The 22,942-nt window shown below is 59.7% G+C and carries 21 protein-coding genes and 2 pseudogenes; 22 read left to right on the forward strand and 1 reads right to left on the reverse strand.

The window, feature by feature from the left end:
- Positions 1 to 19 precede the first annotated feature (19 nt).
- The 15 genes and pseudogenes from OMP38_RS36155 to OMP38_RS22420 form a co-directional block, all read left to right on the forward strand.
- Positions 20 to 190: pseudogene (locus tag OMP38_RS36155) on the forward strand (transposase); the annotation flags it as partial.
- Positions 191 to 371: 181 nt separating this feature from the next.
- On the forward strand, positions 372 to 851 hold the full coding sequence (locus OMP38_RS22355; protein ID WP_277567089.1) for a hypothetical protein: 480 nt from the start codon (positions 372 to 374) through the stop codon (positions 849 to 851).
- Positions 852 to 1,361: 510 nt separating this feature from the next.
- A complete protein-coding gene (locus OMP38_RS22360; RefSeq protein WP_277567090.1) occupies positions 1,362 to 1,757 on the forward strand; it encodes a sigma-E processing peptidase SpoIIGA in 396 nt (131 codons plus the stop codon).
- Positions 1,741 to 2,361, forward strand: a complete 621-nt coding sequence (locus tag OMP38_RS22365) for a sigma-E processing peptidase SpoIIGA (protein WP_277567091.1) — start codon at positions 1,741 to 1,743, stop codon at positions 2,359 to 2,361. Before OMP38_RS22360 ends, OMP38_RS22365 begins: the two co-directional genes overlap by 17 nt.
- Entirely contained in the window at positions 2,351 to 3,073 is a 723-nt protein-coding gene (gene sigE, locus OMP38_RS22370) for an RNA polymerase sporulation sigma factor SigE (RefSeq protein WP_090115204.1), read from the forward strand. The genes OMP38_RS22365 and sigE overlap by 11 nt, the downstream gene beginning before the upstream one ends.
- 87 nt (positions 3,074 to 3,160) lie before the next feature.
- Positions 3,161 to 3,943: an RNA polymerase sporulation sigma factor SigG gene (gene sigG, locus OMP38_RS22375; protein ID WP_090115206.1), complete on the forward strand. Its 783-nt coding sequence runs from the start codon at positions 3,161 to 3,163 to the stop codon at positions 3,941 to 3,943.
- Positions 3,944 to 4,130: 187 nt separating this feature from the next.
- Positions 4,131 to 4,406: a YlmC/YmxH family sporulation protein gene (locus OMP38_RS22380; protein ID WP_277567092.1), complete on the forward strand. Its 276-nt coding sequence runs from the start codon at positions 4,131 to 4,133 to the stop codon at positions 4,404 to 4,406.
- 68 nt (positions 4,407 to 4,474) lie between these two features.
- Positions 4,475 to 5,314: a peptidoglycan editing factor PgeF gene (pgeF, locus tag OMP38_RS22385; RefSeq protein ID WP_277567093.1), complete on the forward strand. Its 840-nt coding sequence runs from the start codon at positions 4,475 to 4,477 to the stop codon at positions 5,312 to 5,314.
- A 14-nt stretch (positions 5,315 to 5,328) separates the two neighbouring features.
- Complete coding sequence (locus OMP38_RS22390; protein WP_277567094.1) at positions 5,329 to 6,024, forward strand: YggS family pyridoxal phosphate-dependent enzyme; 696 nt, start codon at positions 5,329 to 5,331, stop codon at positions 6,022 to 6,024.
- A gap of 13 nt (positions 6,025 to 6,037) precedes the next feature.
- Positions 6,038 to 6,496: a cell division protein SepF gene (locus OMP38_RS22395; RefSeq protein ID WP_277567623.1), complete on the forward strand. Its 459-nt coding sequence runs from the start codon at positions 6,038 to 6,040 to the stop codon at positions 6,494 to 6,496.
- A gap of 17 nt (positions 6,497 to 6,513) precedes the next feature.
- A pseudogene (locus OMP38_RS22400) lies at positions 6,514 to 6,799 on the forward strand (YggT family protein).
- A 20-nt stretch (positions 6,800 to 6,819) separates the two neighbouring features.
- Positions 6,820 to 7,605, forward strand: coding sequence for a YlmH family RNA-binding protein (locus tag OMP38_RS22405; RefSeq protein ID WP_277567095.1), 786 nt, complete (start codon positions 6,820 to 6,822; stop codon positions 7,603 to 7,605).
- A gap of 99 nt (positions 7,606 to 7,704) precedes the next feature.
- A complete protein-coding gene (locus tag OMP38_RS22410; protein ID WP_277567096.1) occupies positions 7,705 to 8,214 on the forward strand; it encodes a DivIVA domain-containing protein in 510 nt (169 codons plus the stop codon).
- Positions 8,215 to 8,652: 438 nt separating this feature from the next.
- The gene (ileS, locus tag OMP38_RS22415; RefSeq protein WP_277567097.1) at positions 8,653 to 11,754 is read left to right on the forward strand and encodes an isoleucine--tRNA ligase; all 3,102 of its coding nucleotides are present in this window, start codon (positions 8,653 to 8,655) and stop codon (positions 11,752 to 11,754) included.
- A gap of 227 nt (positions 11,755 to 11,981) precedes the next feature.
- The gene (locus OMP38_RS22420; protein ID WP_277567098.1) at positions 11,982 to 12,308 is read left to right on the forward strand and encodes a DUF5665 domain-containing protein; all 327 of its coding nucleotides are present in this window, start codon (positions 11,982 to 11,984) and stop codon (positions 12,306 to 12,308) included.
- Positions 12,309 to 12,378: 70 nt separating this feature from the next.
- Here the strand turns inward: OMP38_RS22420 and OMP38_RS22425 are convergent, their stop codons facing one another.
- Positions 12,379 to 13,122, reverse strand: a complete 744-nt coding sequence (locus tag OMP38_RS22425) for a TraR/DksA C4-type zinc finger protein (protein WP_277567099.1) — start codon at positions 13,120 to 13,122, stop codon at positions 12,379 to 12,381.
- 222 nt (positions 13,123 to 13,344) lie between these two features.
- Between OMP38_RS22425 and lspA the strand changes: the two genes are divergently transcribed.
- The 7 genes from lspA to carB all read left to right on the forward strand — a co-directional run bounded on the left by lspA (position 13,345) and on the right by carB (position 22,816).
- Positions 13,345 to 13,875, forward strand: coding sequence for a signal peptidase II (gene lspA, locus OMP38_RS22430; RefSeq protein WP_277567100.1), 531 nt, complete (start codon positions 13,345 to 13,347; stop codon positions 13,873 to 13,875).
- Between the two features lie 16 nt (positions 13,876 to 13,891).
- Positions 13,892 to 14,878, forward strand: a complete 987-nt coding sequence (locus OMP38_RS22435; RefSeq protein ID WP_277567101.1) for an RluA family pseudouridine synthase — start codon at positions 13,892 to 13,894, stop codon at positions 14,876 to 14,878.
- Positions 14,879 to 14,996: 118 nt separating this feature from the next.
- On the forward strand, positions 14,997 to 16,250 hold the full coding sequence (locus tag OMP38_RS22440) for an LL-diaminopimelate aminotransferase (protein ID WP_277567102.1): 1,254 nt from the start codon (positions 14,997 to 14,999) through the stop codon (positions 16,248 to 16,250).
- A gap of 295 nt (positions 16,251 to 16,545) precedes the next feature.
- The gene (gene pyrR / locus OMP38_RS22445) at positions 16,546 to 17,091 is read left to right on the forward strand and encodes a bifunctional pyr operon transcriptional regulator/uracil phosphoribosyltransferase PyrR (protein ID WP_338130648.1); all 546 of its coding nucleotides are present in this window, start codon (positions 16,546 to 16,548) and stop codon (positions 17,089 to 17,091) included.
- Between the two features lie 52 nt (positions 17,092 to 17,143).
- On the forward strand, positions 17,144 to 18,463 hold the full coding sequence (locus OMP38_RS22450) for a dihydroorotase (RefSeq protein WP_277567104.1): 1,320 nt from the start codon (positions 17,144 to 17,146) through the stop codon (positions 18,461 to 18,463).
- 5 nt (positions 18,464 to 18,468) lie between these two features.
- Complete coding sequence (gene carA / locus OMP38_RS22455; RefSeq protein WP_277567105.1) at positions 18,469 to 19,614, forward strand: glutamine-hydrolyzing carbamoyl-phosphate synthase small subunit; 1,146 nt, start codon at positions 18,469 to 18,471, stop codon at positions 19,612 to 19,614.
- The gene (gene carB / locus OMP38_RS22460; RefSeq protein WP_277567106.1) at positions 19,601 to 22,816 is read left to right on the forward strand and encodes a carbamoyl-phosphate synthase large subunit; all 3,216 of its coding nucleotides are present in this window, start codon (positions 19,601 to 19,603) and stop codon (positions 22,814 to 22,816) included. Before carA ends, carB begins: the two co-directional genes overlap by 14 nt.
- The last annotated feature ends 126 nt before the right edge of the window (positions 22,817 to 22,942 follow it).

Consider the following 22,942-nt stretch of genomic DNA (forward strand, 5'->3'; position numbering starts at 1 on the left):
GTTTTTGGGGGGTTGGAATGTGAGTTTATTCGATCTTCCTGAAGGTCAATGGGAAACTTGGACAGAAGAACAATGCGTGGAAGCCTTATTCAAAGCGCGTTGGCCCGATGGTTTCCGTTGCCCAAGATGTTCGTGCGCGCATTACTCGGTCATAAATTCACGCAAGTATCCACTGTATGTTTGTTCATCTTGCCGACATCAAACTTCCGTTACCGCAGGCACTGTATTTCATGGGACGCGGACGCCGCTCCGAATGTGGTTTAGGGCCATGATTTGGCTCGTCGAGGAAGCCACTTCAGTCGAACTGTCCGATATATTGGGGGGTTACGTACAAGACGGCTTGGCTCATCGGTCACAAGCTTCGAGATGCATTGACTCAAGAAGCGAACGAGCAATATTTGTCCGGCTTAGTCGCGGTTACCGGCGGAATCTATGGATGGAGGAGGGCCTCCAGCAGCCTGATCATGGAGCCGATGGATCAGCCGGTAGCTATTGGCGGGACAATGGAGGGAGACAAGGAAATCCGCGAGATTAAAATGGAACATCTGAATAAGCGTGAGGCAGGGAACTCCCGTTTAATAAGCCGCATTGCGCAGATGGCGTTTTCGGACTTTCACGTATCGGAGCAGGTAAAGGCAGTTAGATCCTTTCCTTACTTTGGCATGAATAAGCTGGCGCCTTTGTCGGCTGCATTGATGCATACGCTGCGATGGTTAGATCATACGCTTCAAGGCATCGGGCCTAAGCATTTGCAGGCTTATTTAAATCATCAATCTTTCGTATTTAATATTGCAAAAAAAGGACTCGAAAGTTGTGCCCTACTTGCTTCGTTTATGTGCGACAAGCGATAGGATAACGTACCGCAAGCTTACTAGGCAAGTTAGTTAGTCAGTTCCCGTTAATTGTATATACTCAGAGCTCGCTTTTATTGAGCAAAGGGGATAAGGCAGATTCATGAATCACGACCACCTCGCATTACCTCATCTAAAATCAATTGCTCCAGATTCACTTTTCTAAACGCTAACCCTTTCTTTCAATTCTCGCATTAATTGAGGACCGATCCATATGAGAAAAAAAGCGATATCGGGTAGCTTAATGACATATTACGCCAAAGTGAGCGAACGGGATAAGGCCGTAAACGCGCCGGGAACCTTGTTGTACCGCTGACGTGGGATGATTTTACAGCACCGAAAGAGCCAGTTTGCTAATAACGCAGCCCGATTTTGCTCGACAAAAAAAACAGCCGAACCTGCGGCGCATTTAGACAGACACCTCGCAGGCGCCATCTTATACTGAGAGCAATCCATTTCGTCCTCGGGACAAACGTTAGTGATGGGTTTGCATGGAAGGGTGTGGCGCGGTTGACGGTTTATGTGGACTTGGTGTTTTTGTCCAATCTGACGATCGACGCGTCCATTCTGATGACGACGGCGAAGGTGAGGCATCTTCGACCTCGCCGAAGGCGTGTCGCGCTGTCTGCCAGCGTCGGGGCGGCATATGCGGCCGCCATGTTCGTGACGTCCGTACCTTATCTGTATTCGTTCGGCGCCAAACTCATGATTTCCGCTTTTATGGTTTATCTGACGTTCGGCTACGGTGGGCCTCTTAGGTTCGCAAGGACGATAGGCTCGTTCTACCTGGTGAACTTTGCGACGCTCGGCGCGGTGATCGGCATCTCATCGCTGGCCAAATGGTCCGGGTCGCCTTGGAGAGGAATCGCCTTTACGGACGATGGGGGGAATGGTACTGTCGTTTGACGTACAGGCCGTCATGCTTGCCTTGACCTTGAGCGTGGCGATCTGGTTGTACAGAAGCGAGGCGGCGAGCAGGGAAAGCAGGAAACGGTTGGAGGCACTCGTCGTCGACGTGAGTATTCGTATCGGGGATCGGGAGTGGTCGTGCAGAGGGCTCGTCGATACGGGCAACCGTCTCTATGACCCGCTTACTCGCATTCCGGTCATGATCCTGGAGGCGTCCCTTTGGCGCGACGAGTTGCCGAACGGCTGGGCAGACCGTTTGCGATCCGAATCCGCGGACCGGCTTATCGGCGAACTGGAGGAAGCCGAGGGCGGCATGTCCTCCTTCAGGGACCGGTATCGCCTCGTTCCCTACAGGGCTGCCGGTGGGAACTCGAAGTTGATGCTGGCCGTCAAGCCGGACAGCGTCACGATCACGGATCCTGCCGGAAAAGAAGCGCCTTGCATCCAACGCCGGGTCCTGGTCGGACTCGATGGGGGGATCGTTGTCCTCGGAGGGGGCTTATCGTGCGATTGTCCATTCCGATCTGACGCTCGCGAGCCCCGAGGTGCCGGCATCATCGACCCAGACCGCTTAACAGGAGGTTGTGCAAGTGCCCGTTAAATTGAAATTGATGTATCAGCTGACGTACTATCGCCTGTTGTTCTGGCTGGGCTGGAAAAGCGAAGAAGTGTATTATATCGGCGGCAGCGAAGCGCTCCCGCCTCCCCTGACGCGGGAGGAGGAGGAGTACCTGCTCGAGCGTCTCCCGTCCGGCGACGCAGCGATCCGCGCGATGCTGATCGAACGCAATCTTCGGTTGGTCGTCTACATCGCCCGCAAGTTCGAGAACACCGGCATCCATATCGAGGATCTCGTCTCGATCGGGGCGATCGGACTGATCAAGGCGGTCAACACGTTCGATCCGGAAAAGAAAATCAAGCTCGCCACCTATGCCTCGCGGTGCATCGAAAATGAAATTTTGATGTACCTGCGCCGCAACAGCAAGACCAGGACCGAGGTGTCCTTCGACGAGCCGCTTAATATCGACTGGGACGGCAACGAGCTGTTATTGTCCGACGTGCTCGGTACCGAGAACGATACGATCTATCGCAATATCGAGGAGCAGGTCGATCGCAAGCTGCTGCATAAAGCGCTCGACAAGCTGGCCGATCGCGAACGCACGATCATGGAGCTGCGGTTCGGCTTGGCCGACGGCGAAGAAAAGACGCAAAAAGACGTTGCCGATCTGCTCGGCATTTCGCAATCTTACATTTCCCGTTTAGAAAAAAGAATCATTAAGCGGCTCCGCAAGGAGTTCAACAAGATGGTATGATCGGCTGCCAACCGACCGGGCTTCGGAATAAAAAAGCCCATCCCAGGAGATACTTTACAGTAATGCTGCTCCCGGGAGGGAAACAACTTGACCCGCAACAAAGTGGAGATTTGTGGAGTGGACACCTCAAAGCTGCCCGTCCTCACCAATGCCGAAATGAGGGAACTGTTCCTAGCTCTGCAAACCCGCGGTGAACTCGAAGCCCGGGAAAAACTCGTCAACGGCAACCTGCGCCTCGTGCTCAGCGTGATTCAGCGGTTCAACAACCGCGGCGAATACGTGGACGATCTGTTCCAGGTCGGCTGCATCGGCCTGATGAAAGCCATCGACAACTTCGATTTAGGTCAAAACGTCCGTTTTTCCACCTACGCCGTGCCTATGATCATCGGCGAGATACGCAGATACTTGAGGGACAACAATCCGATCCGCGTGTCCCGAAGCCTGCGCGATATTGCCTACAAAGCCTTGCAGGTCCGGGATCAATTGACGAACCGTCATTCCCGCGAACCGACGATTTTGGAAATATCGCAAGTGCTCGGCGTTCCAAAGGAAGATATCGTATTTGCCTTAGACGCCATTCAGGACCCCGTATCGCTCTTCGAACCGATCTATCACGACGGGGGCGACCCGATCTACGTGATGGATCAGATCAGCGACGAACGGAACAAGGACATTCAATGGATCGAGGAGATCGCGCTCAGGGAAGCGATGCGCAAGCTGAACGACCGGGAGAAAATGATCTTGTCCATGCGATTCTTCGAAGGCAAGACGCAAATGGAAGTGGCCGATGAGATCGGCATCTCGCAGGCGCAGGTGTCCCGGCTTGAAAAGTCGGCGATCCAGCAAATGCAAAAGCACGTAAAGACTTGATGGTAAGCCCTAAGCAGCTTGCGGGACCGGAGGCGACTCCGGTCTTTTTGACGTTTACTCCAGCGTCTCTCGGCGCATATCCCGCCGGTCAACATTTTCGGGCATGGCTCATATATTGAATTATGGGCGGTTGACCGGGTCCAGCGATTTGATTCGTCCCGGGCCGCGGAAAGCGGGGAGCGCCGGCATGAAAATATCGGATTTTCAGGCGAAGGACGTTATTAATATCGTGGACGGCAAAAAGTTAGGCCACGTAGCCGATCTGGAGCTGGATCTCAGGCAAGGCCGCATCGACGCGATCGTGGTACCGGTGGGCGGACGCGTGCTCGGTATTTTCGGCGGCGGAGAAGACGTCGTCATTCCTTGGCGCAGCATCGTCAAGATCGGAACCGACGTCGTGCTGGTCCGGCTGGAGGAGGCGAGGCCGTACAAGAGCCTCGAGGCGGAAAACGGCGGGCGCTGACAGAGATCGCCTACGGAGATCGCCTAGGCGGCGTCCCTATGTTAAACTTGGTGCGGAGGTGGAGCAATATGGAACCATTCGCAAATACAATCGAATCAACGAACGCCGGGCGTCGCGTCCCCGGATTGTTGCCTCTCGCGCCCTGGTCGCGATTCGAGGGTTTGACCGCCGGGTTCTCTACGCGCTTGGGCGGGCGCAGCCTGCCCCCGAGAGACGGCTTGAACACGGCGCTCCATGTGGGCGACGACGAGCATGCGGTCATCGCCAACCGCCTCGCGATCGCTGAAGCGCTGGGATGGCCGTTCGAGGCATGGACGTGCGCCGAGCAAGTGCATGGCAGCAGCGTCGTTCGGATTACGAGCGCTGAGCGGGGCCTGGGGAGACTGTCGCGCGATAGCGCGATTCAAGATGCGGATGCGCTGATTACGGACGAGCCCGACGTTTTGCTGGCGATGTACTTCGCGGATTGCGTGCCTATATATTTTTACGATCCGGAGCATGGAGCCTTAGGTCTCGCTCATGCGGGCTGGAAGGGAACGGTCGCCGACGTCGCCGCCGCGACGATTCGCGCCATGACGGACGCCTTCGGCACGAAGCCGTCGGAATTGTACGCGGCGATCGGTCCGTCGATCGGCGCCTGCTGCTATGAAGTGGACGATATCGTCATGAACCGCGTACGAGGGATCGTGCACGATGACGAAAGATTCCATGTTCCGTCTTCCGAAGGCAAATCTCGGCTAAACTTGAAAGAAATCAACAAGCATCTTATGATTAAAGCAGGAATATTGCCGAGCCGCATCGAAATGTCTGGGTGGTGCACCAGCTGCAGCACGGATTTGTTTTTCTCCCACCGCAAGGAACGGGGACAAACCGGGCGAATGATGAGCTGGCTGGGTAAGAAGAAATAGAGGTGGATGCCGCGATGACGTTGGAGCAGCGGCTTAAGGACGTAGAGCGTCGCATTGCGCAAGCCTGCGAGAGAAGCGGCCGGAATCCCGGGAGCGTGAATGTCGTCGCCGTGACGAAGTACGTGTCCGCGGGCACGGCCAAGCGGACGGTCGAGGCCGGAATGCGGCATATCGGCGAAAATCGCTGGCCCGCGGCGGAAGAGAAGTGGCGACTGCTCGAAGGACAGGCCGTTTTTCACTACATCGGCTCGCTTCAGAGCAGGAAGGTCAGGGACGTCGTCGGCAAATTCGACTATATTCATTCCCTCGACCGCTTGTCGCTCGCCGAGGAGATACATAAGCGTGCCGAAGCGCTAGGTATCCGGGTGCCTTGCTTTCTGCAGGTGAACGTATCCGGCGAAGATTCCAAGCACGGTCTTGCGCCGGAAGTCGTTCCTGCGCTCGTCGCCTCGCTCGGCAAGCTGTCCGGCATTCGGCCGGTCGGGCTCATGACGATGGCGCCGCTCGCAGACGATGCCGAGGAGACGAGGCCCGTATTCGCCGGCTTGCGCAAGCTGATGGACGAGCTCAATGGCTTGTCTTTGCTGGACGAGCCGATGACGGAACTGTCGATGGGCATGTCCGGCGACTTTGAAGTCGCGATCGAAGAAGGCGCCACTTGGGTGCGCCTGGGCAGCGTCCTAGTCGGACACGAAGAGAACGACGGATAACGGAGGGATCATGATGGGCGTGGTTAACAAGTTCTTGAACTATCTCGGCCTTCAGGACGAACAAGAACAGGACCGGGAGCGGGAAGAACCGATGGGATACGAGGATGAGCCGGAAGTTGAAACTTCGGCCTTCGAGCCGCGTAAACCTACGGGGAAGAATAATATCGTGAGCATCCATTCCCAGAAAAACGTTCGGGTCATTTTGACGGAGCCGCGGACGTACGACAACGAAGCGCAGGAAATCGCGGATCATTTGAAGTCCAGACGATCCGTCGTCGTGAACCTGCAGCGGGTGCGCAGAGACCAGGCGATCCGGATGGTGGATTTCCTGAGCGGTACGGTCTACGCGCTCGGCGGACACATTTCCAAGCTCGGTCCGAATATTTTCTTGTGCACGCCGGACTCGGTCGAAATCACGGGGACGATCTCGGAGCTTCTCGCGGAGGATGCCGATTACACTAAAATGAGGTGACAGCAGCATTGACGGCTTTGGATCGGGTCATTGATTACCTGTATAGTTTGCAGCTCATTTACAGCTGGCTTATCCTAATCTACGTGCTGATGTCTTGGCTGCCTAACGTCAGGCAGAGCTACATCGGGGGAGCTGCTAGGCAAGATCGTAGAGCCTTATCTGAAGCCTTTTCGCAAAATTATACCTCCAATCGGCGGCGTTCTGGACATTTCGCCGATCGTCGCTTGGTATGCGCTGAAATTTTTGGTGAGAGGCCTTGAAGAGGTCATTCGTTTTCTCGCCGGCCTGGTCGGCGTGTCCTAATCGGAAAGGATCGAACCAGCATGAGCAAGAGCGACATTTACGCACACTTCCTTCCTGACGAAAAGTCCTTCGTGGACCGCGCCTGGGAGTGGGTCGAGCGGGCCGCCGAGCAGCACGAGCTCCGGCGAACCGATTTTCTCGATCCGCGCCAGGCGCATATTTTGTATGCGTTGGCGAATCGACACCCGGACGCCGCGATCCGTCTGGCGGGCGGCTATGAAGGCGCGGAGCGGGTCAGGGCGCTGATCGCGCCGGACTACCGGCCGCTCGAAGACGAGGACGCGGGCATCGCCGTGCTCGATATCGCGAGCGACGACCGCCGTCAATCCGAGCTCGACCACGGCGATTATCTCGGCGCGCTGCTCGGTCTCGGCATCAAGCGCGAAAAGATCGGGGACATCCATGTCCGCGAGGATGGCTGCCACGTGCTGATCGCAACCGAGATCGGAGATTTTTTGCGTTCGCATCTGAAGCAAGTGCACCGGATCGAGACTTCGGCTTCCGTACTGCCGCTCGAACGGCTTATTGCCGTCCCGGTGAAGCTCGAGGAGAGCTCGATCTCCGTGGCCTCGATGCGCCTCGACGGCATCGCGAGCGACGTGCTGCGCGTCAGCCGCGCGAAGATCATGGATCCGATCCGCGCGGGGCGCTGCCGGGTCAACTTCAAAACGGTGGAGGATCCGTCCGTGCAGCTGCGCGAAGGAGACATCGTGTCGTTCAAAGGTTTCGGAAGATTCCGCGTGCTGGAGGCCCAAGGCGTCTCTAAAAGCGGACGTGTTCGTCTGCGCATAGGCAAATATGTGTAGAATCAAGCAGGAATTCCGCGTCTCGCGTCGAATCTGCCTTAGATAGCGATCTTGCGGTCTGTCGCGAGTCCAGTACACGATGCACGGGAGGAACGACCAATGCCATTAACGCCATTGGATATTCATAACAAGGAATTCGGGCGCAGATTGCGCGGCTACGACGAAGACGAAGTGAACGAGTTCCTCGACCAGATCATCAAGGATTACGAAGCGATGATCCGCGACAACAAAGAGCTCCAGAATCAAATCGCCGGCCTTCAGGAGCGGCTCGGCCACTTCGCGAACATCGAGGAGACGCTGAGCAAGACGATCATCGTCGCGCAAGAAGCGGCCGACGAGGTCAAGAACAATGCGAAGAAGGAAGCCCAGCTCATCGTCAAGGAAGCGGAGAAGAACGCCGACCGCATCATCAACGAATCGCTCTCCAAGTCGCGCAAGTACGCGCTCGAGGTGGAAGAGCTGAAGAAGCAGGCGGCGATCTACCGCGCGCGCTTCCGCACGCTCGTCGAAACGCAGCTCGACCTGCTCACGCAGGACGGCTGGGAGAAGCTCGAACCGCCGGAATCCCGCGCAAGGGACAACGAGCGGGTTCGCGAGATCGTCGAATAGTCGATATCGAACCGCAATAGGATGGGCGAACGCCGATTTGACAAATCGGCGTCTTCGCCGTATAAATGGGTTATACGCGTTAACGTCGATGACGGGAACGGCGTGCGGATGAACCATCCCAGAGAGTTGGCGGCTGCTGCGAGCCAACGTTGGACGCCGCTACGCCCATCCTCCCCGAGACGCCGATCCGAACGTCCGGCGCCTGTGCCGGATCATTAAGACCGGCCGATCTTTCCCTCGTTACGGGATACCGGTCCGACCGCCTGCCTTGCGCATGCCGGCCGTCCGGCTTGAGCGCCGCTGTTGCCCTATTCGAGGGACTGCGGCTGAACAAGGGTGGTACCACGAGAGATGTCTCGTCCCTTTTTACGGGGACGGGCTTTTTTTTATTTTCAGACCCGAATGCAACGACAACTTACGAGAAAAGGAATGATGGTCATGCGTCGCGTGGACGTTAAAGAAAAAGCCCGCAGCCGCGAGCTGCGCGTGTTGGAGCAATGGAAGGCCGAGGATACGTTCCGCAGGTCCATCGAGAACCGCAACGGCAAGCCGAACTTCGTCTTCTATGAGGGCCCGCCTACGGCGAACGGCAAGCCGCACATCGGCCACGTGCTCGGCCGCGTCATCAAGGACTTCGTGAGCCGCTACAAGACGATGTCCGGTTACCGCGTCACCCGCAAGGCCGGATGGGACACGCACGGTTTGCCCGTCGAGCTCGGCGTCGAAAAGCAGCTTGGCATCTCGGGCAAGCAGGAAATCGAGAACTACGGCGTAGAGCCTTTTATCAAAAAGTGCAAAGAGAGCGTGTTCGAGTACGAACGCCAATGGAGAGAACTGACCGAGGCGATCGGCTACTGGACCGATCTCGACAATCCGTATATCACGTTGGAAAACAAGTACATCGAGAGCGTGTGGCATCTGCTGTCCACGATTCACGGCAAAGGGCTGTTGTACCGCGGCCACCGCGTCAGCCCGTATTGTCCGGACTGCCAGACGACGCTCAGCTCGCACGAAGTCGCGCAAGGCTACGAAGACGTGAAAGACTTGACCGCGACGGCAAAGTTCAAATTGAAGGACAGCGGCGAGTTCGTCCTTGCCTGGACGACGACGCCATGGACGCTGCCGTCCAATGTCGCGCTGGCCGTGCACCCGGATAACGAGTACGTACGCGTCAGTCAAAACGGCGAGACGTACATCGTGGCCGGCACGCTGGCCGAAAAGGTCATGAAAGGCGAGTACGAGACGCTCGGCACCTTAAAAGGGAAGGAGCTCGTCGGCCTGGCTTACGAGCCGTTGTTCCCTTATGCGGGCGGTCCGCTGGACGGCGCGTATCGCGTCATCGACGCGGCGTTCGTCTCCGACTCGAGCGGTACGGGCATCGTCCACATCGCGCCGGCGCACGGCGAGGACGACTATCGCGTCGCCCGCGAGCATGGCGTGCCGATGCTGCAGCTCGTGAACGGCCAAGGCCGCTACACGGACGAGGTGAAGGGCTTCGCAGGACGCTTCGTCAAGGACCCGGAGGTCGACATCGACATCGTGAAGTCGCTGTCGGAGCGTGGCCTGCTGTATCACAAGGAGAAGCACGAGCATAGCTATCCGTTCTGCTGGCGCTGCAAGACGCCGCTGCTATACTACGCGACCGAGAGCTGGTTCATCAAGACGACGGCGGTCAAGGATCAGCTGATCGAGAACAATAAAGGCATCGCCTGGTATCCGGAGCATTTGCGCGACGGCCGGTTCGGCAAGTTCCTCGAGGACCTGGTCGATTGGAACATCAGCCGCAACCGCTACTGGGGCACGCCGCTTAACGTATGGACCTGCGACGACTGCGGCGCGGAAAAATCGCCGGGCAGCATCGCGGAGCTCCGCGAGGCGGCCGTGGGCGAGGTAGCCGAAGATATCGAGCTGCACAAGCCTTACGTCGACGCGATCGAACTGCGCTGCGCATGCGGCGGCACGATGCACCGGACGCCGGAGGTCATCGACGTCTGGTTCGACAGCGGCTCGATGCCGTTCGCGCAGCAGCATTATCCGTTCGAGAACCAGGAGCGCTTCGAGGAGCAATACCCCGCCGATTTCATTTGCGAAGGAATCGACCAGACGCGCGGATGGTTTTTCAGCCTGCTGGCCGTCTCCACGCTGTACAACGGCAGGGCGCCATACAAGTCGGTCATCTCGACAGGGCACGTGCTGGACGAGAACGGGCAGAAGATGAGCAAATCCAAGGGCAACGTCATCGACCCTTGGGACATCATCGAAGAGTTCGGCACGGATGCCTTCCGCTGGGCGCTGCTCGCCGACAGCGCGCCTTGGAACAGCAAGCGGTTTTCCAAGGGCATCGTCGCAGAAGCGAAGTCAAAGGTCGTCGACACGATCGTGAACACGCATGCGTTCTACGCGCTGTACGCCACGATCGACGGCTACAAGCCGGAAGAACATGCCGCGAAGCCGTCGGCCAACAAGCTGGACCGCTGGATCCTGTCGCGGCTCAACTCGCTCGTGAGCGCGACTGTCGAAGGTCTCGACGCCAACGACTTCCTGAATCCGGCGAAGCGCATCGAAGCGTTCGTCGACGAGCTGTCCAACTGGTACGTGCGCCGTTCCCGCGACCGCTTCTGGGGAAGCGGTCTCGGCGAAGACAAAGTCGCGGCTTACCAGACGCTCGGCGGCGTGCTGCTGACCTTGGCGAAGCTGATCGCGCCTTACTTGCCGTTCCTTGCCGAAGATCTGTACGGCAACCTCGGCGGCAAGGGCAGCGTTCACCTGGCCGATTATCCGGTAGCGGACGCCGGCGCGATCGACGCCGCGCTCGAGCGCGACATGGAGACGGCCCGCGGTATCGTCGAGCTCGCGCGCAACGTGCGCAACGAAACGGGACTGAAGACGCGCCAGCCGCTGTCCGAGCTGCTCGTCGCCCTGAGCGTGCCGTTTGACGCCGCCGAATACGAGGAGATCGTCAAAGACGAGATCAACGTGAAGGCCGTCACGCTCGTGACCGAGGACAGCGGATTCGTCGACTACACGCTCAAGCTGAACCTGAAGCTGGCCGGCAAAAAGTACGGCAAACACGTCGGTCCGATCCAGGGCAAGCTGAAGTCGCTGTCGGCCGAGGAAGCGCGCGAGATCGTGTCGTCCGGCGAGCTGGCCTATACTTCGCCGGAAGGCGAGGCGCTCGCGGTGACACTGGACGAACTGCTCGTCGAAAAGCAGGCGAAGCCCGGCTTCGCGTCCGCCTCGGGCGGCGGCGTCACCGTCGCGCTCAACACCGAGCTGACGCCTGCGCTCGTGCAGGAAGGCATCGTGCGCGAAGTGATCCGCGCCGTGCAGGACCAGCGCAAGAAGCTCGATCTGCCGATCGAGCAAAGAGTCGGCCTCGTGCTCGAGGCGGATGCCGAGACCGAAGCGGCGCTGCGCGCCTTCGACGACGTGCTGCGGGACAACGTGCTTGTCAATGACGTATCGTTCGGACGCACCGACGCGACGGAGACGGTGCAGGCCGGCGAGCTTCGCATCGGCATCGCGATCGTTGCCGGTTAAACACCGGCGAAGCTCGGGCAGCCTAAGGCTGTCTCGCGTCGCAAGGGTATGAACCGCCGCGATTTGAGCCAACCTGAATAAAAGCAGGAAGCGATAACGAGTCCTGTCCGCAAGCGAACGCAAGGCCTTTTGGCCAGGCGTTCCGGCGGCAGGGCTCTTTTTTCGCGCGGGAGGCAGGGGAGCTTCATGAGCGAGAACAAGCCCGCCGGGGGGGATCTGACGCGCGGATGAAGACGCTGGCGGAGGAAGCGAGCGCACTGAGGCGTTTACTCGAAGGGTTGTCCAGGCGGCTGGACGAGCTGGCGGTGCAGATGGAAAAGGCGCAGCTAAGAGATTACGTGAATCTCATGAGCAGGCCGTGGCAGCTTATTTGGCGCAACTGGCTGTCGGGCATCGCCAGAGGCATCGGCATTGCGCTTGGTTTTACCTTTTTCGCGGCTACGATCGTATGGCTGCTTCAAATCCTCGGCGCGTTGAACTTGCCGATCATCGGCGACTACATCGCCGAGATCGTGAAGATCGTCCAGCGGCAGCTGGAGATCGAACATTATTGAATAGGGGCGGCCGATTCGCTGGCGACGAACACGAATACGAATAGACGCCCGCCCGAAGGCAGGCGTCTTCTTAATCGGTCGTTTGTTCGTCGGACCAAATGTCCGGCTCCAGCAGGCCTTCGCCTTCGTGCGATTCGAGGTATCTACGATAGGCGCCGTTGCGCACGATTCCGCTCGAGCGACCGGTAATATCCGCTGCGAGAAAGCTCTCGATCGGCTCCACGAAGCCGTCGTTTTCATCCGATTCGATATAGAGCGCGCCGTAATCGTCGTTGTTGTTCCCTTCGGCCATGGCCGGACTGTCGGAGTTGCCCCACGATTCGACGATTTGCCAGGCGTCCTCTCCGTCAAAGCCGTTTTGCTCGTCGCTTTCGTCCATGCTGGTGCGCCCGAACGGCGGATGCAAAAACAGCTCTTCGGCCGGCCGGCCTTCTTTTTCCGCCTGAACCGGCTCATGCTCTACGCAGAACACCGCGGTCGGCATCGCCGCCAGCCGCTCGGCCGGAATGAATTTGCCGCAAGCCTCGCAAATGCCGTACTCGCCCGTATCCATGCGGCGGATAGCCGCTTCTACTTTTTCCAGCGTCAGCGCTTCGCGTTCAAGCAGGGCGATGTCTTTGGCCCGCTCGAACGTCTCCGTGCCGGCGTCCGCGGGATGATTATCGATGCCGCTGAGTTCGCCCGTGGCGTCGCGGTAGCTATCCGTCAGGCCGAAGTGACCGTTCGCGCCGACGCGGCGCTCGATATCGGCCCGAAGATCCAGCAGCCGCCGGCGCTGCTCGGACATGAAGCTGTCGGACAACGTACGATGCATGCCGATCCCTCCTTGATTTTGTCGCGAAGCGTTCATGGCGTTCCATACGACAGCTAGTTTGCGCGCATGGGCGAAGAATCATGTCGGGCGGGGGACAACATGTATTGGAGACGCTGCCGTGAATTGGCGAAAGACGTTGGACGCCCGCTCCGGCGGTATGTTAAAATCAGTGCATTCGGCCAAAGCGGTCAGAATCATTCGCGGAAGGGCGGCAATCCGGACATGCAACGACGTCAAATCGGCTTATGGGTGTACTATCTCGCGGCTGCGGTCGTATTCGCCATCGATTACGTATCCAAGAAGCTCATCGAGCACAACCTGGAATTGAACGAGCAGATCAAGGTCATCGGCAACTTTTTCCTCATCACGTTTATTCACAACCGGGGAGCGGCTTTCGGCATCCTGCAGGAGCAGCGCTGGTTTTTCTTGCTGATCACCGTCGTCGTCGTCAGCGCCATCGTCATCTATTTGAACCGGTCGCACCGGAACAACAGAAGGCTGATGCTCGCCGCGCTGTCGCTGATTTTGGGCGGCGCTCTCGGCAACTTTCTCGATCGCGCGTTTTACGGACAAGTCGTCGATTTCCTGCAATTCAACTTCGGATCTTATACGTTCCCGATTTTTAATATCGCCGATTCAGCGATCGTCGTCGGCGTATGTCTGATCATTCTCGATTCGCTGCTCACGCCCACACCGACACAGGAGACCAAGAATGAAAAACACAACGAACCGAGCGAACGCCAGCCGGTCTGAAAAAGAGGATTCAACCATGACGTCGCCCCCGAACTGGGAGCGACTGCCCGTTCTGCCCGAAGAAGACGAGGAGAGCGCGTCGGGCACGCTGTCCTGGGAGATCGGCGAGGAAGCCGCGGGACAGCGCGTCGACAAGTTCTTGGCCGCCGCGATCGAAGGCGAGTCCGTATCGCGTTCGCAAATCCAGGATTGGATCCGCGACGGACATGTGCTTGTAGGCGGCATCAAGGTGAAGCCGAACGCCAAGCTGCAAGCGGGCAGCGCGTTGACCTTGGACATGCCCGACGCGGCGCCGATCGAGGCGCAGCCGGAAGACATCCCGCTGAACGTCGTCTATGAAGACGGAGACGTCATCGTCATCGACAAGCCGCGTGGCTTCGTCGTTCATCCCGCCCCGGGGCACGCTTCGGGCACCGTCGTAAACGCGTTGCTGCATCACTGCCGCGACCTGTCCGGGATCAACGGAAGCCTGCGTCCCGGCATCGTGCACCGCATCGATAAGGATACGTCCGGCCTGCTCATGGCGGCGAAAAACGACCTGGCGCATGCCTCGCTCGCCCAGCAGCTCAAGGACCACTCCGTCACGCGGCGCTATACGGCGCTTGTATACGGCAACGTACCGCATGATCGCGGGACGATCGACGCGCCGATCGGACGCGACACGAGCGACCGCAAGCTTTTCACCGTCACGGAAAAGGGCGCGAAACGGGCCGTTACGCATTTCAACGTGCTTGAGCGCTTCGGGGATTACACGCTGGTCGAGCTGCAGCTCGAGACGGGGCGCACCCATCAGATCCGCGTGCATATGAAATACATCGGCCATACGATCGTGGGCGACCCGTTCTACGGCGGCCGCGCCGGCCGAACGCTCGGCATGGAGGGTCAAGCGCTCCACGCGGGCGTGCTCGGCTTCGATCATCCGCGCACCGCGGAGCGGCTCCTGTTCGAGGCGCCGCTGCCCCAGGATATGGAGCATGCGCTGTACATGCTCCGCACCCGCTAGAATTTCTGCAAATGATCGACGGATTTGTCCATGGCGGCAGGGGCCCTTTTTAAGGCATATTGGTACCATAGCAAGCGATCCCATCACACGTCCGCCATCGGACAAGGAGTGTCGTCAAGTGAGCGTCGAACAATATCAAGGCACCTTCATTCAACAGCAATTCGCGGACCGCATCGGCGGCGCGAACTACGGCAAGGATACGAACATTTATAAGTTCGAAAAAATCAAGCGCGCGAAGGCTGCGGCTAAGGCTGCGTTCCCGGATATCGAGCTGATCGACCTCGGCGTCGGCGAGCCCGACGAGAAGGCCGACGACGGCATCATCGCCAAGCTCGCCGAAGAAGCGGCAAAGCCGGAGAACCGTGGCTACGCCGACAACGGCATTCCCGAATTCAAGGCTGCGGCCGCGAAGTACCTGAAGGAAGTGTTCTCGGTAGACGGCATCGACCCGGCCACCGAGATCGTCCACTCGATCGGCTCCAAGCCCGCGCTTGCGATGATGCCTTCGGCGTTCATCAATCCGGGCGACGTCGCGATCATGACCGTACCGGGCTATCCGGTGCTCGGCACGCATACGAAGTATCTCGGCGGCGAAGTATACAACGTCAAGCTGACGAAGGAAAACAATTTCCTGCCCGACCTGTCCGCCATTCCGGCCGACATTGCGAAGCGCGCCAAGCTTCTGTACCTGAACTACCCGAACAATCCGACGGGCGCGGCCGCTACCCCAGCGTTTTTCGCGGAAGTCGTCGAATGGGCGAAGAAAAACGAAGTCGTCGTCGTGCACGACGCACCGTATGCCGCGCTCACCTATGACGGCGTGAAGCCGCTGAGCTTCCTGTCCGTACCGGGCGCCAAGGATATCGGCGTCGAGCTGCACTCGCTGTCCAAGTCTTACAACATGACCGGCTGGCGGATCGGCTTCGTCGCGGGCAATCCCCTGATCGTGAAGGCGTTCAGCGACATCAAGGACAACAACGACTCCGGCCAGTTCATCGCGATTCAAAAGGCTGCCGCATACGGCCTTGCGAATCCGTCGATCACGGAAGCGATCGCCCAGAAGTATTCGCGCCGTCACGACCTGCTGGTCGCCGCGCTGAACGAGATCGGCTTCAAGGCCGAAAAGCCGAAGGGCTCGTTCTTCCTGTACGTCGAAGCGCCGAAGGGCATCAAGGGCGGCCAGCGCTTCGCGACGGGCGAGGACTTCTCCCAGTTCCTCATTCGCGAAAAGCTGATCTCCTCCGTACCGTGGGATGACGCAGGCCAGTTCGTCCGCTTCTCCGTCACGTTCCTTGCCGCCGGCGAGGAAGAAGAACGCCGCGTCATCGGCGAGATCAAGCGCCGACTGACGGACGTCGAATTCGAATTTTAATCGTTGTTCCAGCGGGGGCCTCCAGGCTCCCGCTCTTTGTTGACAGACCCTGTCGAAAATGAGATAATAGGCCTCAATGAAACCGTACCTTTAATTCAGTCCCGTGAGAACTGGCAAGGTGGCGCGAATACTACGGATGAGATCCGACGCGGATCGTACTTGGACCGGCTATGCGGTCCGGTTCACAGCGTCATCATCTTCGTATGTCCCGACCTCCTTGGCTAGCCAAGGAGGTTTTTTGATGCCGTCTTACCGAGGAGGAGGCGCACCCGTGCAGGAATCCCCGAACATCATCATGGACGAGGCTGCCATCCGCAGGGCGCTGACGCGGATCGCGCACGAGATTTTGGAGAAAAACAAAGGGATCGAGGGCTGCGCGATCGTCGGAATCCGGACGCGGGGCGTCTACCTTGCCCGAAGGATCGCCGAGCGGATTCGCGAGATCGAAGGCAGCCCGATCGCGGCATGCGAGCTGGACATCACGCGTTACCGCGACGATCGCCCGCTTGCCGATACGGTATCCGCAGGCGTCGTATGCAGCGACGGGGACCGCTCGTTCGACGTGAAGGACAAGCGCATCATCCTGTTCGACGACGTGCTCTACACGGGCCGTACGATCCGGGCGGCGATGGACGCGCTCATGGATTGCGGACGGCCGCAGTCGATCCAGCTGGCCGTGCTCGTGGACCGCGGGCATCGCGAGCTGCCGATCCGGCCGGACTACGTCGGCAAAAACGTGCCGACGTCGAAGCACGAGCAGATCGAGGTGTCGCTGACGGAGATCGACGGCGACGACCGGGTGATGATCAAGCATCCGCGAGAAGCGGAAGTGGGCGGCTAAGCACTTCGTAATGGATGTGCTGCCCAACTAGCAAAAGGAGGAAGAAAATCCTTTGACGACGACCTGGATACTTAACGGACTTACGATCGATACCGAGACCGGAAATACGGTCAAAAAGCACTTGAAGCTGGAGAACGGCCTGGTCGCGCAATGGCTCGACGGATCGGCGGCGCCGGACGTCGGCGGAGCCGAAGTCATCGATGCCGCCGGCAAGCTCGTATCGCCCGGATTGATCGACATGCACGTGCACCTGCGCGAGCCGGGCTTCGAACATAAGGAAACGATCGCTTCCGGAACGGCTTCGGCGGCGAAGGGCGGCTTCACGACGATCGCCTGCATGCCGAACACGCGGCCTGTCATCGATACGCCGGATACGGTGAAGCTGGTGTTGGACAAAGCCGAGGCCGCTTGCGGCGTGCGCGTCCTCCCGTACGCGGCGATCACTAAGAACGAGCTTGGCCGCGAGCTCACCGACTTCGCGGCGCTCAAAAGCGCAGGCGCCATCGGGTTCACCGACGACGGCGTCGGCGTGCAAAACGCGCAAATGATGAAAAACGCGATGGCGCTGGCGAAGTCGCTCGACATGCCGATCATCGCGCACTGCGAGGACGATTCGCTCGTCGTCGGCGCCGCGGTGTCCGAGGGCGCGTTTGCGAAGCGTCACGGCTTGAAGGGCATTCCGAACGAATCCGAAGCGATTCACGTCGGACGGGACATTTTGCTGTCGGAGGCGACGGGCGTGCACTATCACGTGTGCCACGTCAGCACCGAGCAGTCGATCCGGCTGATCAAGCTGGGCAAGTCGGTCGGCGTAAACGTCACCGCGGAGGTTTGTCCGCATCACCTGCTGCTGTCTGACGAAGATATTCCGGACAGCATGGACGCGAACTGGAAAATGAACCCGCCGCTGCGCACGCCGCGCGACGTGGAAGCCTGCATCAAAGCGCTCGAGGACGGAACGATCGACATCATCGTTACCGACCATGCGCCGCACAGCGAGGAAGAGAAGGCGAAGGGCATGGAGCGCGCGCCGTTCGGCATCGTCGGCTTCGAGACGGCGTTCCCGCTGCTGTACACGAAGTTCGTCAAGACCGGACGCTGGACGCTGGGGTTCCTGCTGAGCCGGATGACGAGCGATCCTGCCCGGGTGTTCGGGCTGGAGACGGGCAAGCTTGAAGTCGGGTCGCCGGCGGACATCACGCTGATCGATCTGGACGGCGAACGCGAAGTCGATCCGGCGAGCTTCCTGACAAAAGGACGCAACACGCCGTTCACGGGCTGGAAGCTGTCGGGCTGGCCAGCACTGACGATTGTCGCAGGCAATACGGTCTGGAGCGAAGAGCAAGGCATACTTAAGAGCAGCGAGGAGTGATCGGGATGCAAGCGAGACTATTACTTGAAGACGGCACCCTGTTTACGGGACAATCGTTCGGCGCGGAAGGCGCGTCGGTCGGCGAGGTCGTATTTAATACGGGCATCACAGGATATCAAGAGGTCATCTCGGATCCGTCGTACTGCGGGCAAATCGTCACCATGACGTTTCCGCTTATCGGCAACTACGGCATCACGCGCGACGACTTCGAGTCGGTGCGGCCGTTCATCCACGGCTTCGTCACGCGCCGCTACGAGGAAGTGCCGAGCAACTGGCGCGCCCAGGATTCCCTCGGCCGCTTGCTCAAGGAATACGGCATCATCGGCATCAGCGAAGTCGACACCCGCATGCTGACGCGGATCATTCGCCGCCACGGCGTCATGAAGGGCATTCTGACGACGGGAAGCGAGCGCGTCGAGGAGCTGCAAGAGCGCATGGGCACGACGCCGCTGCCGCGCAACCAGGTCGCCTGGACGTCCACGAAAAACGTATTTTCGAGCCCGGGCACCAAGGAGCGCATCGTGCTGATCGATTACGGCGCGAAAAGCGGCATCCTGCGCGAGCTGACGCAACGCGGCTGCGATGTCATCGTCGTGCCGCACAACACGACGGCCGACGAGATCCGCCGACTGCATCCGGACGGCATCCAGCTGTCCAACGGCCCCGGCGACCCCAAGGACGTGCCGGAGTCGGTCGAGACGGTCCGCCAGCTGCTCGGCGAATATCCGATCTTCGGCATCTGCCTCGGCCATCAGCTGTTCGCGCTCGCTTGCGGCGCGGACACGGATAAGCTGAAGTTCGGCCACCGCGGCGGCAACCACCCGGTCAAGGAGCTCGAATCCGGCCGCTGCTACATCACTTCGCAAAACCACGGCTACACCGTCAAGGAAGAGTCCGTTGCGGGCACCGACCTCGTCGTGACGCATATCAACAACAACGATAAGACGATCGAAGGCCTGAAGCACGCCAAGCACCCGGCCTTCAGCGTCCAGTACCATCCGGAAGCCGCTCCCGGCCCGTTCGACAGCAGCTATCTGTTCGACCAGTTCCTGGACATGATCCGCGAGCACAAGCTGAAAAACCCCGAACGCCCGCGGCAAGCGCAATTGTCGGAGATGCTGAGAGGAGAACTGCAGTATGCCCAAAAATAATGAACTTAAAAAGATTCTCGTCATCGGCTCCGGTCCGATCGTCATCGGCCAAGCGGCCGAGTTCGACTACGCCGGCACGCAAGCTTGCCAAGCGCTGAAGGAAGAGGGCCTGGAGGTCGTCCTGATCAACAGCAACCCGGCTACGATCATGACCGACACGAACATGGCCGACAAGGTATACATCGAACCGATCAACCTCGAGTTCGTCTCCCAAATTATCCGCCAGGAGCGTCCTGACGGCTTGCTGCCGACGCTCGGCGGCCAAACTGGCCTCAACATGGCCGTCGAACTGGCTCGCGCGGGCGTGCTTGAAGCCGAAGGCGTAAAGCTGCTCGGCACCCAGCTGACCGCGATCGAAAAAGCCGAGGACCGCGACCTGTTCCGCGAGCTGATGCGGGAGCTGGAACAGCCGGTGCCGGAGAGCGAGATCGTCACGACCGTGCAGGGATCCGTCGAATTCGCCGACACGATCGGCTATCCGGTCATCGTGCGCCCGGCCTATACGCTGGGCGGCACGGGCGGCGGCATCGCCGGCAGCGAAGAGGAGCTGCGCGAGATCGTGGCGAACGGCCTTCGCTACAGCCCGATCGGCCAGTGCCTGATCGAGAAGTCTATCGCAGGCATGAAGGAAGTCGAATACGAAGTCATGCGCGACGCGAACGACAACTGCATCGTCGTCTGCAACATGGAAAACTTCGATCCGGTCGGCGTCCATACGGGCGACTCGATCGTCGTGGCGCCGAGCCAGACGCTGTCCGACCGCGAGTACCAGATGCTGCGCTCGGCTTCGCTCAAGATCATCCGCGCGCTGAACATCGAAGGCGGCTGCAACGTGCAGTTCGCGCTCGATCCGCACAGCTATCAATACTACGTCATCGAAGTTAATCCGCGCGTCAGCCGCTCCTCGGCGCTCGCCTCCAAGGCGACCGGCTACCCGATCGCCAAGATGGCGGCCAAGATCGCGGTCGGCTATACCCTCGACGAGATCGTCAACCCGGTCACGGGCCAGACCTACGCTTGCTTCGAGCCGACGCTGGACTACATCGTAAGCAAGATCCCGCGCTGGCCGTTCGACAAGTTCACGGACGCCAACCGCAAGCTTGGCACGCAAATGAAGGCGACCGGCGAAGTGATGGCGATCGGCCGCACATTCGAGGAGTCGATTCACAAAGCGGTCCGCTCGCTCGAGATCGGCGTGCACCGTCTGTTCCTGAAGGGCGCTGACGAGCTAGACGAAGAAACGCTGACGACGCGTCTGGCAAAGGCCGACGACGAGCGCCTGTTCCTGATCGCCGAAGCGTTCCGTCGCGGCTGGGCGCTGCAGAAGATTCAGGACACGACGAGCATCGACTGGTGGTTCCTGGACAAGATCGAGCGCATCGTCTCGTTCGAGGACGTCATTCGCCGCGAGCCGGGCCTGACGCCAGAGACGCTGTACAAGGCCAAGCGCATGGGCTTCACGGACCGCGCGATCGCCGAGCTGCGCCGCGAGGGCCAGGGCTCGTCCGCCGCGCTGACGGTCGAAGCCGACATCCGCGCGCACCGTCTAGCCCAGGGTCTCAAGCCGGTGTACAAGATGGTCGACACATGCGCGGCCGAGTTCGAGGCGACGACGCCTTACTACTACTCGACGTACGAGACCGAGAACGAAGTGATTCCGAGCGACAAGCAAAAGGTCATCGTCCTCGGCTCCGGCCCGATCCGCATCGGCCAGGGCATCGAGTTCGACTACTCGACCGTGCATGCGGTATGGGCGCTCCGCAACGCGGGCTACGAAGCCGTCATCATCAATAACAATCCCGAGACGGTATCGACCGACTTCAACACGTCGGACCGCCTCTACTTCGAACCGCTCTTCTTCGAAGACGTCATGAACGTCATCGAGCAGGAGCAGCCGCTCGGCGTCATCGTCCAATTCGGCGGCCAGACGGCCATCAACCTGGCGGGCCCGCTGTCCAAAGCCGGCGTGCGCATCCTCGGCACCTCGCTCGACAGCATCGACGAAGCCGAGGACCGCAAGCGGTTCGAAGCGCTGCTGCGCGGACTCGAGATCGCCCAGCCGAAGGGCAGCACCGTCACTTCCGTCGACGAGGCGGTCGGCACGGCGCAGGAGCTCGGCTACCCGGTACTCGTTCGTCCATCGTACGTCCTTGGCGGACGCGCGATGGAGATCGTATACTCCGACGAAGAACTGCTCGCCTACATGAAGGTCGCGGTCAAGATCAATCCGGAGCATCCGGTCTTGATCGACCGCTACATGCTAGGCAAGGAAATCGAAGTCGACGCGATCTGCGACGGCGAGACGGTGCTCATCCCGGGCATCATGGAGCACGTCGAACGCGCCGGCGTCCACTCCGGCGACTCGATCGCGGTCTATCCGCCGCAGACGCTGTCGGAAGACATCAAGCAGCAGGCGGTCGACATCACGATCCGCATCGCCAAGGCGCTGAAGACGGTCGGCCTGGTCAACATCCAGTTCGTCGTCTGGCAGGATAAGGTATACGTGATCGAGGTCAACCCTCGCTCGTCGCGTACGGTGCCGTTCCTGTCGAAGGTCACGAACATCCCGATGGCGAACCTGGCGACCCGCGCGATCCTCGGCGAGAAGCTGGCCGACCTGGGCTACAAGGACGGCCTGTGGCCGGAAGACGAGCACGTATCGGTCAAGGTGCCGGTGTTCTCCTTCGCCAAGCTGCGCCGCGTCGACCCGACGCTGACGCCGGAGATGAAGTCGACGGGCGAGGTCATGGGCCGCGACCGCCACTTCGCCAAGGCGCTGTTCAAGGGTCTCATCGGCTCGGGCATGAAAATCCCGCAGTCGGGCTCGATCATCGCGACGGTCGCCGACAAGGACAAGGAAGAAGCGATCGGCATCCTGCGCGGCTTCTACAACCTTGGCTACAAGCTGATCGCCACTGGCGGCACGGCGGACGCGCTCGAAGCGGCCGGCATGCGCGTCAAGCGGTGCAACAAGCTGAGCGAGGGTTCGCCGAACATCGTCGACCTGATCCGCACGGGCCAGGCGCAGTTCGTCGTCAACACCCTGACGAAGGGCAAGACGCCGGAGCGCGACGGCTTCCGCATCCGCCGCGAGGCGGTCGAGAACGGCGTCGTGTGCCTCACGTCGCTCGACACGGTGAGCGCGCTGCTGCACATGCTGCAGGCGCTGCGCTTCTCCAGCGAACCGATGCCGGTCTATTAATAATAGCGCGCCATGCCCGGTCTTCCGCCAGCTTCATCGGCGGCGGATCGGGCTTCTATATGGGCGAAAGGCGGGAAAAACCCGTAGAAACGAGTCCAATACCGAAACGGGAAGGCGGATGAACAC

Source organism: Cohnella ginsengisoli, from assembly GCF_029525555.1.
GTDB classification, from domain to species: domain Bacteria; phylum Bacillota; class Bacilli; order Paenibacillales; family Paenibacillaceae; genus Cohnella; species Cohnella ginsengisoli.

Bases quoted from the DNA above. Each gene is read 5' to 3' on its own strand.
- OMP38_RS22405 (WP_277567095.1), top strand. From the start codon at position 6,820: ATGAGCAAGAGCGACATTTACGCACACTTCCTTCCTGACGAAAAGTCC.
- OMP38_RS22420 (WP_277567098.1), top strand. From the start codon at position 11,982: ATGAAGACGCTGGCGGAGGAAGCGAGCGCACTGAGGCGTTTACTCGAA.
- OMP38_RS22365 (WP_277567091.1), top strand. From the start codon at position 1,741: ATGGTACTGTCGTTTGACGTACAGGCCGTCATGCTTGCCTTGACCTTG.
- OMP38_RS22410 (WP_277567096.1), top strand. From the start codon at position 7,705: ATGCCATTAACGCCATTGGATATTCATAACAAGGAATTCGGGCGCAGA.
- carA (WP_277567105.1), top strand. From the start codon at position 18,469: ATGCAAGCGAGACTATTACTTGAAGACGGCACCCTGTTTACGGGACAA.
- OMP38_RS22390 (WP_277567094.1), top strand. From the start codon at position 5,329: ATGACGTTGGAGCAGCGGCTTAAGGACGTAGAGCGTCGCATTGCGCAA.
- OMP38_RS22395 (WP_277567623.1), top strand. From the start codon at position 6,038: ATGGGCGTGGTTAACAAGTTCTTGAACTATCTCGGCCTTCAGGACGAA.
- OMP38_RS22380 (WP_277567092.1), top strand. From the start codon at position 4,131: ATGAAAATATCGGATTTTCAGGCGAAGGACGTTATTAATATCGTGGAC.
- pyrR (WP_338130648.1), top strand. From the start codon at position 16,546: ATGGACGAGGCTGCCATCCGCAGGGCGCTGACGCGGATCGCGCACGAG.
- carB (WP_277567106.1), top strand. From the start codon at position 19,601: ATGCCCAAAAATAATGAACTTAAAAAGATTCTCGTCATCGGCTCCGGT.
- ileS (WP_277567097.1), top strand. From the start codon at position 8,653: ATGCGTCGCGTGGACGTTAAAGAAAAAGCCCGCAGCCGCGAGCTGCGC.
- OMP38_RS22425 (WP_277567099.1), bottom strand. From the start codon at position 13,122: ATGCATCGTACGTTGTCCGACAGCTTCATGTCCGAGCAGCGCCGGCGG.
- pgeF (WP_277567093.1), top strand. From the start codon at position 4,475: ATGGAACCATTCGCAAATACAATCGAATCAACGAACGCCGGGCGTCGC.
- OMP38_RS22435 (WP_277567101.1), top strand. From the start codon at position 13,892: ATGACGTCGCCCCCGAACTGGGAGCGACTGCCCGTTCTGCCCGAAGAA.
- lspA (WP_277567100.1), top strand. From the start codon at position 13,345: ATGCAACGACGTCAAATCGGCTTATGGGTGTACTATCTCGCGGCTGCG.